The following is a 14,032-nucleotide window of genomic DNA, read 5'->3' as shown; positions in this document are numbered from 1 at the left end:
GCGCACAAAACCAGGGCTCCTCCCGATGCCGTCTGTGATCACAGATGCGGCATCGGGACACGCACAAATCTCGCCAAAAAGCGAGACTTGGCGGCGCGGCTACTTCACCACGCGGAGCAGCGGACGCCGGGGCTGGTCCTGCGTCTGCTTGGAGGGGGGCTGCGGTTCGTTGGTCGCGGTCCGCAGCATTTCGTCGCACAGTGCCTTGAGGTCGGCACTGTCAATTCCTTTGAGTTTCATCCGCACGTCCAGGATGACAATGGACAGCAGCTCGGCCGACTCGCGGCTGTTGCTCTCGTTGAGCACCCTGCGGCACTCTTCGAGCGTTTCCAGCACCGACTGCAACTGTTCGTGTGAATGCGACACCGGCGTTCTTCCCGCTAATTCGGCCTGTGAGTGGTTGTGACGACCTCTTTGGCCCCCATGGAGCGTCGAGGATAACACGAGGCCGCTGCGCCCCCGAATATGATTTCAGTGTGTTGCTGCCATGAAACCGCGGTTCCGGCGAGTACTGCTTCGCGCCGGCCAGCGTCGACTCGCTCAGTCGCAAAACGCTCGATCTTAAAACGCCTGGCGTGCTGCAATTGATCCATCGCGGAAGGCGGCACCGGCTCTTGCGCAAGGACATTCATTGCGGACAGCGCCGACGATCCCGCAGCCATGTCACGGCCCACAACGGAACTCACGCCACACCCCTCATACGGGCGAATGGTTTGCCCGATTCCCAGCCCTTGTTCCCGCCCTGGCAGCACCCGAATACCACCTGCGGCGTAGTAAGGATGACGTTCAAAACTCGTCGTTCCCCAACCCGCCGTGGTTGTGGTTTGCGCCAGATTCTGCCAGTTTAGCGACCCGAAGGGACTTGTATGCACTCCTTGGCGGAAAGGGGCGTTCCTCTGGAGGAACGCCCAAAGACAAACATCAGCGGCCTGTCGGACTGGGATGCGGCGCGCATTTTCCTGGAAGTCGTCCGATGCGGAAGTTTCCGCTCGGCGGCTGAGCGCCTGTCACTGTCGATCAACGCCGTCCGCCGTCGGATCGATGATTTCGAACGCCAGACCGGCACCACCCTGTTCACCCGCGACGTCCACGGCACCCGCCTGACCGACGAAGGCGCGCTGGTGGTCTCCGCCGTCGAGCAAATGGAGGCGGCCGCGTTCGACGTGCTGCGCACCAGCGATTCGACGACGAACGCCCTGGCCGGCGAGGTCCGCGTCGCCATTACCGAGGGACTTGGCACATTCTGGCTCGCCCCGCGACTGGTCGAATTCCAGCAGGCGTATCCGAAGATCCTGGTCGACCTGCATTGCGCGATGCGTTCGGCCGACGTCTCTCGCCACGAGGCCGACGTCGCCATTCACTTGTCGCGGCCTGCGGCGCTCGACGTCAAGCTGGTGCGGCTCGGCCGCATGCATCTGATGTTCTGGGCCTCCGAGAAATACATTTCGAAACATGGCGCGCCGCGTTCGGCGATGGAGTTGATCAAGCACCGCCTGGTGCTGCAGTTCGCCGACCAGCTCGATGCCAAGCAAACTTTCGAGAGCTTCTTCCCCGGCGTTCCGGAGCGTGACCTTCTGGTCATGAAGACCAACGTCTCGAGCGCCAATTACTGGGCGGTCGCGAATGGCGCCGGAATCGGCGTATTCCCGAGCTACGCCGTGGCGCTTGGCGGGAAGTTGATTCCACTGGAAGTCGAGCTGAACAGATCGCTGGATATCTGGTTGTCCTACCATCCTGGTAGCGGCCGGATTCCGCGCGTGCGGCACATGATTGACTGGCTGATCGAAGCCTTCAATCCGGCGCGTTTCCCGTGGTTTAAGGAAGAGTTCGTGCACCCGCATGAATTCAAGGACGAGTATATGGGCGAACCCCTGACCCAGCTCTTCGGGGGGTTTTCAACCGAAGACCGATGAGAAAAAAGATGAAGACAGCGGCGAAGAGAATGAAGCAGCGCAGTGCCGGCAAGCCGGACATTGAGCTGGGCAAGCGAATCCGTCTGCGACGCGTCGAGATGAAGGTCTCGCAGGCCGAGCTCGGCGAGAAGCTCGGCGTCAGTTTCCAGCAGGTCCAGAAGTACGAGAAGGGCGTCAATCGCGTCGGCGCGGCCCGGCTTCAGCAGATCGCCACCGCCCTCGATGTGCCCGTGACCTTCTTCTATGACGGCGACAACAAGGCGCGCGAAGTCGAGAGCCTGCTCTTCCTGGACTCGGCCTTCAGCCTCCGCCTGCTGCGCGCCTACAGCAAGATCAAGGACCAGACGGTGCAGCGTCAGCTCGTCTCGCTGATGGAATCGATCGCAGCGAACGAAGCCTGAGCCGATCGGCGTTCGCGCCTTCCGCTCGATGTTCAATCCGCCGCGTCACGGGGCGCGGCTGGATTGAACGAGACCCGGACGAGATATATCCGGCCCGCGCTTGCGCGGACTTCTCGGGGCGGCATGACCGCCCCTTTTTGTTGACCATTTTTCCCGCCGTCGCCCGCGGTTTCGCGAACCCATTCCTGCCCTGTCGCGACCCAATCCAGAGACCGCCGTCCGACGTGCCGGGCTCGTGATGCGCCGTGCTTAAGGGAGCCGCAACCGGGAGGCGCTAGCCTCCCGCCGATTTCTCGAATCAGCACGACGAACCGGGGAATTGCCGATGCGAGCGCCCGCCCGGGCCTCGCTCTCATGGGAAGATGGGACACATGTCGAAACGCCATGCGATGATCATTGCCGTCGGCATGCTTGCGAGCGCCTCTGCGCTTGCTCAGACCGAGACGATTGGACAGGCCGGGCCCAAGCCTGCGACTGCGGCTGGCACGGTGCCGGCCACCGCCAATCCGGCCCACGCAGCCGCACCGAAAACTGCCGCGCCAGCGTCCGCTTCGACGGCAGAGAGCCGCTCGGCCGCGGCGCTCGCGCTGACGCACGAGCCGACCTATGACGAGGGCTCCGCCCAGCGCATCAAGGATGCGGCGCTGAGCTATTCCGATCTTGCCGTGCGCGGCGGCTGGCCGGCGATCCCGGCAGACGCCAAATTCGCGCCCGGCGCCCAAGGCGCCAACGACGATATCCTGCGGAAGCGGCTGATCGTCTCCGGCGATCTTGCCGCCGACAAGGCGAGCGGCGCCTTCGACCAGGATCTCGCCGACGCCGTGAAACGCTTCCAGGCCCGCCACGGCCTCGCGCCGACCGGAACGATGACGCCGCGCACGATTGCGGCGATGAACGTGCCGGTGCAGAATCGCATCCGGCAGCTGGAGGCTTCGCTGCAGCGGCTCGAGAACATGAATTTCGGCTTCGGCCAGCGCTATGTCGTCGTCAACATCCCCGCCGCCTTCGCCGAAGCGGTCGAGAACGACGTCGTGGTAAGGCGTTATCGCGTGATCGTCGGCAAGACCGAAAAGCCCTCGCCGACGCTGACGGCCCAGATCAGCAGCGTCGTCCTCAATCCGACCTGGACGGTGCCCTCCTCGATCGCCAAGACCGAGATCTCCGCGCATATGCGCAAGGATCCCACCTATCTGTCGCGCATGCACATGGAAGTGCTCGACGCGCACGACAATCCGATCGACCCGAATTCGGTCGACTGGTCGGGCACGCATACGCCGAACTTCACCGTGCGCCAGCACAACGGCACGTTCAACGCGCTCGGCGCGGTCAAGATCGACATGCCGAATTCCTATTCGGTCTACATGCACGACACCAACCAGCGCAATCTGTTCAGCGATGATTACCGCTTCGATTCCCATGGCTGCTCGCGCGTCGACAATGTGCGCGATCTCGCCGCCTGGCTCTTGAAGGACCAGCCGAAATGGAGCCGCGCCGCGATCGACGCGGAAATCGCCAGCGGCCAGCATCTCGACGTCGCCATGGTGAAGAAGGTACCGGTGGCCTGGATCTATCTCACGGCGTGGATGACCAAGGACCAGACCGTCCAGTTCCGCAACGACGTCTATCACCAGGACGAGCAGCTGCTGGAGGCGACCGCCGAAGAGGCGGCCTTCTTCAGCAACGCCGGCAGCCACCCGCTGACCGCGCACATGACGAGATAGATCGCGCCATGCAATCGCGGCACAGGCGGCTGCAAAGCCACGTCCGTTGCCGCGGTTGACCCTGGCCTCGCCCCGGACGAACATTGCGCCTCGCCAACGAAAATGAGCGCGATGTCCGACATGTCCAGCACGACCGAAATTCCCTACGCCGATGGCAAGATCCTCAAGCACACAGCCGGTGGCGTCGGCGTGATCACCTTCAACAATCCCGACAAGCGCAACGCGATGTCGCTGGAGATGTGGGAGGGATTTGGCGAGGCACTGACAGCCTTGCGCGACGACGCTGTCGTGCGCGTCGTGATCCTGCGCGGCGGCGGCGGCAAGGCCTTCGTATCGGGCGCCGACATCAGCCAGTTCGAGAAGAAGCGCCATAACGCCGCCGCTTCCGAGGAATATGGCAAGCGCAGCGCCGCCCAGCGCGCGCTGCTTGCCGATTATCCCAAGCCGACCATTGCCTGCATCCAGGGCTTTTGTCTTGGCGGCGGCATGCAGGTGGCGATGCTTGCCGACATCCGCATCGCCTCCCATGACAGCCAGTTCGGCATTCCCGCGGCGAAGCTCGGCATTGCCTATGGCTACGACGGCCTGAAGCACCTGGTGTCGCTGGTCGGACCGTCCTGGGCCCGACTCCTGATGTATACGGGCATGCGCATCGATGCGTCGGAAGCACTGCGCATCGGGTTGGTCGAGCGCGTGGTTCCAGAGGATCAGCTCTGGGGCGAGACCATGGGCATCGCCGAGACAATCTCGCAAAATGCGCCGCTCGCGATCAAGGCCGCCAAGCTCACCATTGCTCAGGTGCTGAAGGACGAAAGCGGGCGCGACATGGACGCGATCAGGGCGGCCGGCACGGCCTGCATGGACAGCGCGGATTTTCGCGAGGGCCGTCAGGCCTTCATGGAGAAGCGCAAGCCGCAGTTCCAGGGACGGTGATTCCGTTATTGCCACGAAGCGCAGCAACGACGGCAGCCAACGTGAACATGCATTCAGGAAGATTAAATTCCCACGCCCCTGCAACACCATAGCAACCAGCTGATTTGCTGGAGGTTCTCTCGCCATCAAACGAGGGAGATTGCGATGAAACTCAAATTAGCTGTTGTTGGTCTGGCTGCCCTGGGCGGCGCAGCGCTCATATCGGGACAGGCGCTCGCAGCGATGCCGAACGGCATTCCGCAGGCCGACCGTATCGCGAGCGGCCCGGCAGCCACCGTCGATCAGGTGCGCTGGGTGTGTAACCCGTGGGGTCGCTGCTTCTGGCGTCCGAACTATTATGGGGCCTACGGCTTTTACGGCGGTCCGCGACGCTTCTACGGTCCGCGTCCGTGGGGCTGGGGCGGCCACCGCCACTGGCGTCGCTGGTGAATTGCGAGGGGCCGCGAGGCCCCTCTTCCTTGACTACAGCGCCGCGAGCACCGCCTTCGTAATGTCGGCGGTGCCGTTGCTGCCGCCGAACTCCATCGGCTTGAGGCCGCCGGCGTAGACCTTGTCCACAGCGCGCTCGATTTGCTCGCCGGCCTCGGCCGCGCCCTCGACACCGTGCTTGTCGGCGAGCCAGTCCAGCATCATTGCAGCCGACAAGATCATCCCGGTGGGATTGGCCTTGCCCTGCCCCATGATGTCGGGCGCGGTGCCGTGGCACGGCTGGAATACGGCGTACTTGTCGCCGATGTCGGCCGACGGCGCCATGCCGAGGCCGCCGATCAGGCTCGCGGTGATGTCGGAGACGATGTCGCCGAACATGTTCTCCATCACCATCACGTCGAAATCCCAGGGACGCTTCACCAGCATCGCCGAGCAGGCATCGACATAGAGCCTGTCGGTCTTCACCTCCGGATGACGCTTGGCGATCTCGTCGAAGATGCCGCGGAAGAACGCAAAGGCCTTGAACACGTTCGCCTTGTCGACGCAGGCCAGCGCGCCGGGCTTGCCGCGCGCCTTGCGCCGCTCGGCGAGGCGAAACGAGAACTCGAACAGGCGCTCGGACGTCTTGCGCGTGATCACCATGGTCTCGCGCGCCTCCTCATGGGTGACGACGCCCTTGCCCATCGAGGCGAACAGGCCTTCGGTGGACTCCCTGATCACGACGAGATCGATGCCGCGCTGGTCGGCGCCGACGATCGGGCTCGGCACGCCCGGAATGAGCCGCGCCGGGCGCACACCGGCATAGAGATCGAAGATGAAGCGCAGCTCGATCTGCGGCGCGATCTCGGTGTTGTCAGGATAGCGCACCGACGGCAGGCCGCAGGCGCCGAGCAGGATCGCGTCCGCATCCTCGCACAGCTTGATGGTGGTATCGGGCATCGACTTGCCGGTGGCGAGATAATGATTGGCGCCCGCCGGCGCCTCGGTGAAGCGGAAGCTCAGGCCGGATTTCGTCTCGATCTTGCGCAGGACTTCGATGGCCGGCGCCATGACTTCGGGACCGATGCCGTCACCGGCGAGCACGGCAATGTGGAAGGCGTTATTTGCGGACATGGGGGAAGCCTCGGGAAAGAGCGAGCCAAGTCGTCATTGCGAGCGAAGCGAAGCAATCCAGAACTGCATCTGCGGAGACATTCTGGATTGCTTCGTCGCTTCGCTCCTCGCAATGACGGAGGATGGAGCGGAAGTTACGGCGTCAGCACCGTGCGGCCGACCACCGCGCCCTGCTGCAACTGCACCAGCGCGTCGTTGGCCTTGGCGAGCGGCTGCCGCGTCACCGGGATCGGCGCTATGTTCTTCGCTCGCACGAGATCGAGCAGCTCCTGCGTCTCGCGCAAATTGCCGACATAGCTGCCCTGGATCGTCACCGCCTTGATCGGGATCAGCGGCAGCGCCCAGGTCGCCCCGCCGCCGAACAGGCCGACGATGACGAGCTTGCCGCCCTTGGTCAGGCAGTCGAAGCCGAGTTGCGTGGTGGCGGCGTTGCCGACCAGATCGAGCACCGCGCGGATGGGGCCACCGGCTTTCTTGGCAAGCTGCTCCAGCGCGTCGGGCGCCTTGGGATCGACGGTCGCGAGCGCGCCGGCTTGCTCCGCGGCTTCGCGTTTCTTCGCGTCGATGTCGACCATGATCGCGCCCTTGCCGCCCATTGCCTTCAGCAGCGACAGCGCCATCAGGCCAAGTCCGCCGGCACCGAACATCACGATCGGCGTGTCGAAGTGCTGCTCGAGCTTCTTCAGCGCGCTATAGGTCGTGACGCCCGAGCAGGCGTAGGGTGCGGCCGACGCGGGATCGAGGCCTCTCAGATTGAGCAAATAGCGCGGATGCGGCACCAGCATGTGGTCGGAATAACCACCGTCGCAATAGACGCCGAGCGATCGCGGCGTCAGGCACATGTTCTCGTCGCCGGCGAGACAGGTCGCGCATTTGCCGCAACCGATCCAGGGATAGACCAGCCCGACATCGCCGATCTTCACGTCGCCCTGATCCGACGACTTCACGTCCGGGCCGAAGGCGAGGACCTCGCCGACTGTCTCGTGTCCCATGGTCAGCGGCAAATTGATGCCGCGATCCTTCAGCGACAGCGGCTTGCGACCGTGGCCGAGATCGTAGCCGCCTTCCCAGATGTGAAGGTCGCTGTGGCAGACGCCGGCGGCCTTCACCTTGATCAACACCTGCGTGCCCGACGGCTGCGGCGTCGCCTCGTCGAACTCCTGCAGCGGCGCCTTGAAATCGGCGACCTTGAAACTTTTCATTGGCGTCCTCCCGGATACTTTTCTTGTCGTCGCCACCATGGCATGGGCGGCAGGACGAGACAAACTCGGACCTGTCTAGTTGAGGCCGACGGATGATGGCAAGCCGGCCACGCGCAACGCCGCATTGCTCGCTGCACGAAGCTGTCCGTCAACCTCGCCGTCAGGTTTGCGCGGCTGTTTTGGCTAACGGAATTGGTCCACCGTCGGTGAGCCCGATCTCCGCGCGCAGTCGGTCGGTGTGCTCGCCAAGCACGGCCATCGTCTTGCCCGGTGTCGTGTCGGCACCGGTCATTCGGAACGGCAGATTGAGGACCTGGAACGAACCGCCTTCGTCCTCCACAGACGAGAGCGCCTGACGATGCGCGAGCTGCGGATCGGCCAGTGCTTCGGACACAGTGCGGTAGGCCGAGGCCGGCACGCCGGCCGCACCTAGCGCGACAAGACAGACATCGGTCGAGAGCTGCCGCGACCAGGCCTCGACACCGTCCATCAAGTCGGCCCAATGGTCGCGACGCGCGGCGTAGGTGGAGAAGCGCGGATCGAGGATCCATTCGGGGCGGCCGATCACGCCCATCAGTCCCTGAAACGTCTTCTCGCTGGCAACTGTGATCATGACATAACCGCTCGCCGTCTCGGTCGGCCCGAACATCGGGCGCGGCGGCGGCTTCACGGTGAACTGCGAGTTCTGCAACTCGATCAATGTCAGCGTCAGCATCGATTCCAGCATGGAGACGTCGATGTGCTGGCCGAGCCCAGTCAGGGTGCGCTGGTAGAGCGCCGACGCAATCGCGCCGAAGCCGTAGGTGCCGGTGACGACGTCGGCATGGTAGATGCCGCAATAATCCGGGCGGCTGCGGCCGGGCTGGTAGGCGAGATGCGCCATATCATAGCCGGATGCCGCATGGATCACCGGCGCGTAGGCCGGCAGCTCGGCCGACGGGCCGCTCTGGCCGTAGCCGGAGATCGAGCAGTAGATCAGCTTCGGGTTGACGGCGCGCATTCTGTCATAGTCGAGCCGCAGCCGGTGCATCACGCCGGGGCGAAAGTTCTCGACCAGGATGTCGGCCGTCGCGGCCAGCCGGCGGACCGCCTCCTTGCCCTCTTCGGACTTGAGGTCGAGCACGACGCTCTTCTTCCCGACGTTGAGCTGGCCGAACACGGTGCTGCAGCCCTTGCGCAGCGGTGGCCGGGTTCGCATCGTCTCGCCGCCGTCGGTCTCGATCTTGATGACCTCGGCGCCCATGTCGGCGAGCATCCGCGCACAATGGGGACCGGCAATGGTGGTCGAAAAATCCAGGACCCGGAGGCCGGCGAAGGCCTTTGTCGTCGTCCCATCATGCTTATCTGATAGCTGCATGCCTGCTTGCGTCCTCGGGTCAGTTAGGAACTTATCGAAGTTCTCTGTTGTTCGTGCGCCGACCCTAAAGGGCGGCGGCTGAGTAGGAAAGTCTTTACCGAACGGACGCGTCTGGCGGGCGGCTTTGGGAATTCCGGGGCAACTGGACCCGTTCTTGCATAGCAGCAATCGGGCTCCGGCAGAGGGCAGCAGTTCTTGAGGGTCTTGTTCGTTACGACAGAGATGGACGACTTTGTCCGCGTCGGCGGACTCGGAGCCGTTTCCGCTGCACTCCCCCGAGCCCTCCGTCCTTTCGCCGACATCCGGGTCATGCTGCCCGGCTATCGCGATATCATCGAACAACTCACGCATATTCAGATCGTTGGCCGCTGTCCGGCGTTCGCGGAGATGCCGGCCTGCTCGCTCGGCCGGGCCGCGACCAAGGACGGCCTGCCGGTCTATGTGCTGTTGTGCTCGCAACTCTACGACCGGCCCGGCAACCCCTATGGCGACGAGTCCGGGCGCGACTGGCCCGACAACGACATCCGTTTCGCGCGCTTTGCCTCGGCCGCCGCTGAGCTCGCGATGGGCACGCTGGACAAGGATTGGGCAGCCGACCTGATCCATGCCAATGACTGGCAGGCCTCGCTCGTGCCGGCCTACCTCGCGTGGCGCGGCTCCAAGCTGCCGTCGATCCTGACCATCCACAACCTCGCCTATCAGGGCCTCTTCCCGAAGGACTCGCTGCGACGAATTGGTGTACCGGAGAGCTCCTTCCACATCGACGGCGTCGAGTTCTACGACCAGCTCTCCTTCCTCAAGGCCGGGCTGGTCTACGCCTCGCATCTCACGACAGTCAGCGGCACCTATGCGCGAGAGATCACCACGGATGAATTCGGCTGCGGTCTCGAAGGCCTGCTTCGAGTCCGTTCCGACGCGGCCGAGCTCACCGGCATCCTCAACGGCATCGACGAGAGCTGGGACCCGCGTTCCTGCGCCCAGCTTGCCCAGCAGTTCGGCGCCGGCGACTGGGTCGGCAAGAAGGCCAATGCGGATTATGTGCGCAAGCAGTTCGGGCTTGCGGTGTCGCGCGGTCCGATGTTCGGCATCGTCGCCCGGCTGGTGCACCAGAAGGGCATCGACCTCGTGCTGGCGGCGGCCGATGAGATCGTCGATGCCGGCGGGCAGATCGTGGTCACCGGCTCCGGCGAGCCGGCGCTCGAGCAGGCGCTGATCGACGCGCATCGCCGGCGCCCCGACGCGATCGGGGTCGTGATCGGCTTCAACGAGGCCCAGGCGCGCCGCATCTTCGCCGGTAGCGACTTCACATTGATGCCGTCACGCTTCGAGCCCTGCGGGCTTAGCCAGATGTACGCCCAGCGCTTCGGCTCGCTGCCGATCGGCCACCAGACCGGCGGCCTCGCCGAGACCATTACGGACGGCGAAACCGGCTTCCTGTTCTCAAAACCCTCGCACGAATCCTTCCTGGGCGGCGTCCGCCGTGCGTTCTCCGCCTTCATGGCGCAAGACCAGCTCGACACCATGCGTCGCAGTGCGATGGGACGCTCGTTCTCCTGGAGCATCCCGGCCGGCAGCTACAACGCGCTGTACCGGAAGCTGGCGTCGGTGTGAGGCCTGCGTTTCCTCGTCATTGCGAGCGTAGCGAAGCAATCCAGACTGTTTCCGTGGTAGCAGCCTGGATTGCTTCGTCGCAAGAGCTCCTCGCAATGACGGTGGTTTGTGGCAACGGCGGAGGACTTCACCCCCTCCCGCGCACATCCATCTGCGGGCGGCCGATCCAGGCACGGTTGAGGCACCGCGTCATCCAGTCGGGCTGCGGCTCGCCGCGCAGCCGCGCTTGCGCTTCTTGATAGGGACCGACATAGCGCAAGCGATCCGGCAATTTCGGATAGACGCGCCTGGTCCAGCGGAGCGCATTCTCGGCGGATCTGGTGTCGCGCTCATCAAGATCGAACCCGAATCCCACACGCAGGCGTTCCGGCAGCAGGCTTGCCGTGAGCGAGCGATACCATCGCGGTGGCCGCAACCACGGACGGGAGCCGCTGAAGATTTGTGTGGCGATTTCGCGCGCGGCCGGGCTGACGGTCAGCGTGTCCGACTGCGCCATCGCCACGGTGTAGGCCGCAAAGCCCGACCAGTCCGCGGGTAGGTCGTGCGCCGTCAACCCGAACAAGGCACCGAACAACCGGCTCTCGGCCCAGTAGCGCTCGCGCTCATCTACCGAGAGCGGTGGCAAAACCAGATCATGCGCCATCAGCGCGGTCTCGACCAGCGTGGCATGAACCCAGCGCAGCGACGGGATGTCGTTGGCACAGTAGCGCGAGCCTGCCGCGAACGGACCGACGGTCTCCGGCATCTCGCCGACGATCATGCTGTGGCGCCGGTGCAGTTGCCGCGATGATGACAGCGCGCGGTCAAGCGAGCCGAACACCATGGCAAAGACGATGTCGAAGGTGCGGTGAAATCGTCCGATCGGATCGGCCAAGGTTTTCGAATGCTCGGCGATGGCGGCGGCGACCCAGGGATGCGCCAGCTGCAGCAACAACGCACGACCGGCACCGAGAAAGATCACGGCTTCCCGGTCGATCCGCCAGGTCACCGTGTCAGGACCGAACACGCCGGCAATCGGTCCCGCCATATCCGCGCGGACGTGATCGAGCGCCAGTTCCAGATCGCTTCCCGACACCACTTGCATGCCCTTTCAGCTGCGGACAAAGAGCGACGATCCGCAAGGCCTGTGGCATTTCGATGATGGCGGACGATCTCTTGCGGTTCTACTCCGCCGCCATCGGCATCTCGTCCATATGCTCGTGCAGCACCACGCCGGCAAGTGGATCGAATTCGCCGATCCACGGTTTTCGCGCGAGCACCGCCCTCGTGTGGGCATAGCCGGCATGCCAGCGCCGGGTGATCCCCGACGGGCTGAAGTCGATATCCTTGGTGTGGGTCTCGCGATCTAGTTGCGGCGCCAGCAGCCGCACGACATGCATACGGGTCGGACAGCCGTAGCTCATCAGCTCCCTCACCGCGGCATCGCCGCGCTCGCTCTCAGGCAGGCGTTCCGCAAGCTGGTTGATGACATGGCGCAGGCGATGGGCCTGCTGCTGGCGTTCGATCTGGCTCGCGATCCGACTCGAATACATCACATCCTTGTGCCGGTTCAGCACCTCCGCCATCGTGGTCGGCTCGGCGCCGACGGGATTCCACAGATGCACGGAGAAGATCAGCGAATTCTTGCGCGGATTGTCGTCGAACACCGCTTCCGTCGGCGTATTCGAGAGGATGCCTCCGTCCCAATAGAGTTCGCCATCGATCCGCACCGCCGGGAATGCCGGCGGCAATGCGCCCGAAGCCATGACATGCTTCACCGTCAGCTCACCGTCGCGGCTGTCGAAATAGCGCATCTGGCTGGTGCCGACATGCGCCGCACCGACCGTCAGCCGCGGCGCACAGCGATTGGCCAGATCGAAATCGACCAGCTCGCGCAGCGTCTCCTCCAGCGGCGCAGTGGAATAGAATCCGGCGTGATCGGCGCCGAGCGGATAGGAATCGCCGGCATGCGCCAGCGGATTGGGCCGGAAGAACCCTGGAATGCCGTGGGTCACGGCCGACCAATAGGCAAGCTTCTCGTTGAAGCCGGGCAATGAGGTGTGCCAGTCCCAGACCGGCTTCTGCTCCATCCGCTTCCAGAACTCCCTCAACTGCGCGAGCCGGTGCTCCGGCGCATTACCCGCAATGAGGCTGGCATTGATGGCACCGATCGAGGTGCCGATGATCCAGTCCGGCTCGATACCGGCCTCGTGCAGCGCCTGATAGACGCCCGCCTGGTAGGAGCCTAACGCACCGCCGCCTTGAAGCACGAGGACGACCTGCCCGGGCAGGTCCTTGCGCTGGATGTTACTCTGCGTGCCGTTCATGGTTCGCTCCTGATCAGCCTGCACTGCTCCGAGATTCGCTGCCGGCCGCCACTTGTTACGCCGGCTCATGTTAATGCGCGGTCCAGCCGCCGTCGACCGGCAGCGCGACGCCGGTGATCGAAGCCGCCGCGTCGGTCGAGAGGAATACCGCGAGCGCGCCGAGCTCCTCGACCGTAGCAAAGCGCTTGTTGGGCTGTTGCGCCAGCAGCACGTCGCGGATCACCTGGTCGCGCGAGATCCCGTGCGCCTTGGCCTGTCCATCGATCTGCGCCTCGACCAGCGGCGTATAGACATAGCCGGGACAGATCGCGTTGCAGGTAATGCCCTCTTCTGCGGTCTCCAGCGCGGTCACCTTGGTGAGCCCGACGATGCCGTGCTTGGCCGCGACGTAGGCCGCCTTGAACGGCGAGCCGACGAGACCATGCGCGGAGGCGATGTTGATGATCCGGCCGAACCCGTTCTGTCGCATTGCGGGCAGCGCGAGCCGCGTGGTGTGGAAGGCCGACGACAGATTGATCGCGAGGATCTGGTCCCATTTCTCGACCGGAAACTGCTCCAGCGGCGCGACGTGCTGGATGCCGGCATTGTTGATCAGGATGTCCAGCCGGCCGGCCTGCGCGACCGTCGCCGCGATCATCTCGGCGATCGAATTCGGCCTCGTCATGTCGGCCGGCGAAAAGCTTGCCTTGACGCCGAACTCCGCCGCGATCTGCTCGCGCGTCCGGTCGAGCTCGGCCGCCATACCAAGGCCGTTCAGCACGATGTCGGCGCCGGCCGCGGCAAGTGCCCGCGCGATACCGAGGCCGATGCCACTGGTTGAGCCCGTGACGAGGGCAACCTTGCCCGCGAGCGCCCGGGCGGCGGACGTCTGCGGCTTCACGGACATATTCATTGGCAAAATGCTCCGACACGATGACTGATGTTGAGCCGACTCTGAGGGATCGCCTGGTTTGACGGAAATGCCCGTTGGCTTCCGAAACCATGCCCGTGCGCTATTGCGGCCGGGATGTCATTCTCCGCCCCGATCGGCTAGCTTCCGCCAGGTC

Annotated in this window: 13 protein-coding genes; 6 read left to right on the top strand and 7 right to left on the bottom strand. The window is 64.3% G+C overall.

All coding sequences use genetic code 11. The annotated features are described in order from the left end of the window. Nucleotides 1-99: 99 nt before the first annotated feature. Complete coding sequence (locus tag IVB45_RS10550; protein WP_027568821.1) at nt 100-366, bottom strand: hypothetical protein; 267 nt, start codon at nt 364-366, stop codon at nt 100-102. A 500-nt stretch (nt 367-866) separates the two neighbouring features. Between IVB45_RS10550 and IVB45_RS10545 the strand changes: the two genes are divergently transcribed. The 5 genes from IVB45_RS10545 (at nt 867) to IVB45_RS10525 (ending at nt 5,397) form a co-directional block, all read left to right on the top strand. Continuing rightward, a complete protein-coding gene (locus IVB45_RS10545; protein ID WP_027568820.1) occupies nt 867-1,913 on the top strand; it encodes a LysR family transcriptional regulator in 1,047 nt (348 codons plus the stop codon). A 29-nt stretch (nt 1,914-1,942) separates the two neighbouring features. Continuing rightward, entirely contained in the window at nt 1,943-2,314 is a 372-nt protein-coding gene (locus tag IVB45_RS10540) for a helix-turn-helix transcriptional regulator (protein ID WP_026233304.1), read from the top strand. Between the two features lie 371 nt (nt 2,315-2,685). Continuing rightward, nucleotides 2,686-4,035 (top strand): L,D-transpeptidase family protein, encoded by a 1,350-nt coding sequence (locus IVB45_RS10535; protein ID WP_027568819.1) that lies wholly within the window; start codon nt 2,686-2,688, stop codon nt 4,033-4,035. 111 nt (nt 4,036-4,146) lie between these two features. Continuing rightward, a complete protein-coding gene (locus IVB45_RS10530; protein ID WP_027568818.1) occupies nt 4,147-4,968 on the top strand; it encodes an enoyl-CoA hydratase in 822 nt (273 codons plus the stop codon). Nucleotides 4,969-5,112: 144 nt separating this feature from the next. After that, the gene (locus IVB45_RS10525) at nt 5,113-5,397 is read left to right on the top strand and encodes a hypothetical protein (protein ID WP_247360047.1); all 285 of its coding nucleotides are present in this window, start codon (nt 5,113-5,115) and stop codon (nt 5,395-5,397) included. A 33-nt stretch (nt 5,398-5,430) separates the two neighbouring features. Here IVB45_RS10525 and IVB45_RS10520 read toward each other — a convergent pair whose 3' ends face one another. The 3 genes from IVB45_RS10520 to IVB45_RS10510 all read right to left on the bottom strand — a co-directional run bounded on the left by IVB45_RS10520 (nt 5,431) and on the right by IVB45_RS10510 (nt 9,069). After that, complete coding sequence (locus tag IVB45_RS10520) at nt 5,431-6,510, bottom strand: isocitrate/isopropylmalate dehydrogenase family protein (protein WP_247360048.1); 1,080 nt, start codon at nt 6,508-6,510, stop codon at nt 5,431-5,433. Between the two features lie 134 nt (nt 6,511-6,644). Beyond that, the gene (locus IVB45_RS10515; RefSeq protein ID WP_027568815.1) at nt 6,645-7,712 is read right to left on the bottom strand and encodes an alcohol dehydrogenase; all 1,068 of its coding nucleotides are present in this window, start codon (nt 7,710-7,712) and stop codon (nt 6,645-6,647) included. Between the two features lie 160 nt (nt 7,713-7,872). Further along, the gene (locus IVB45_RS10510; protein WP_247360049.1) at nt 7,873-9,069 is read right to left on the bottom strand and encodes a CoA transferase; all 1,197 of its coding nucleotides are present in this window, start codon (nt 9,067-9,069) and stop codon (nt 7,873-7,875) included. 195 nt (nt 9,070-9,264) lie between these two features. Here IVB45_RS10510 and glgA point away from each other — a divergent pair, with 195 nt between their 5' ends. Continuing rightward, nucleotides 9,265-10,680: a glycogen synthase GlgA gene (glgA, locus tag IVB45_RS10505; protein WP_247501314.1), complete on the top strand. Its 1,416-nt coding sequence runs from the start codon at nt 9,265-9,267 to the stop codon at nt 10,678-10,680. A gap of 127 nt (nt 10,681-10,807) precedes the next feature. Here the strand turns inward: glgA and IVB45_RS10500 are convergent, their stop codons facing one another. The 3 genes from IVB45_RS10500 to IVB45_RS10490 form a co-directional block, all read right to left on the bottom strand. Then, nucleotides 10,808-11,758, bottom strand: coding sequence for an oxygenase MpaB family protein (locus tag IVB45_RS10500; RefSeq protein ID WP_247360174.1), 951 nt, complete (start codon nt 11,756-11,758; stop codon nt 10,808-10,810). Nucleotides 11,759-11,843: 85 nt separating this feature from the next. Further along, the gene (locus tag IVB45_RS10495; protein WP_247360051.1) at nt 11,844-12,986 is read right to left on the bottom strand and encodes a patatin-like phospholipase family protein; all 1,143 of its coding nucleotides are present in this window, start codon (nt 12,984-12,986) and stop codon (nt 11,844-11,846) included. 70 nt (nt 12,987-13,056) lie between these two features. Further along, nucleotides 13,057-13,878, bottom strand: a complete 822-nt coding sequence (locus tag IVB45_RS10490) for a 3-hydroxybutyrate dehydrogenase (RefSeq protein WP_247360052.1) — start codon at nt 13,876-13,878, stop codon at nt 13,057-13,059. Nucleotides 13,879-14,032: the final 154 nt, after the last annotated feature.

This window comes from Bradyrhizobium sp. 4, assembly GCF_023100905.1.
Lineage (GTDB): Bacteria > Pseudomonadota > Alphaproteobacteria > Rhizobiales > Xanthobacteraceae > Bradyrhizobium.
This window is presented reverse-complemented; position numbering and strand designations above follow the sequence as displayed.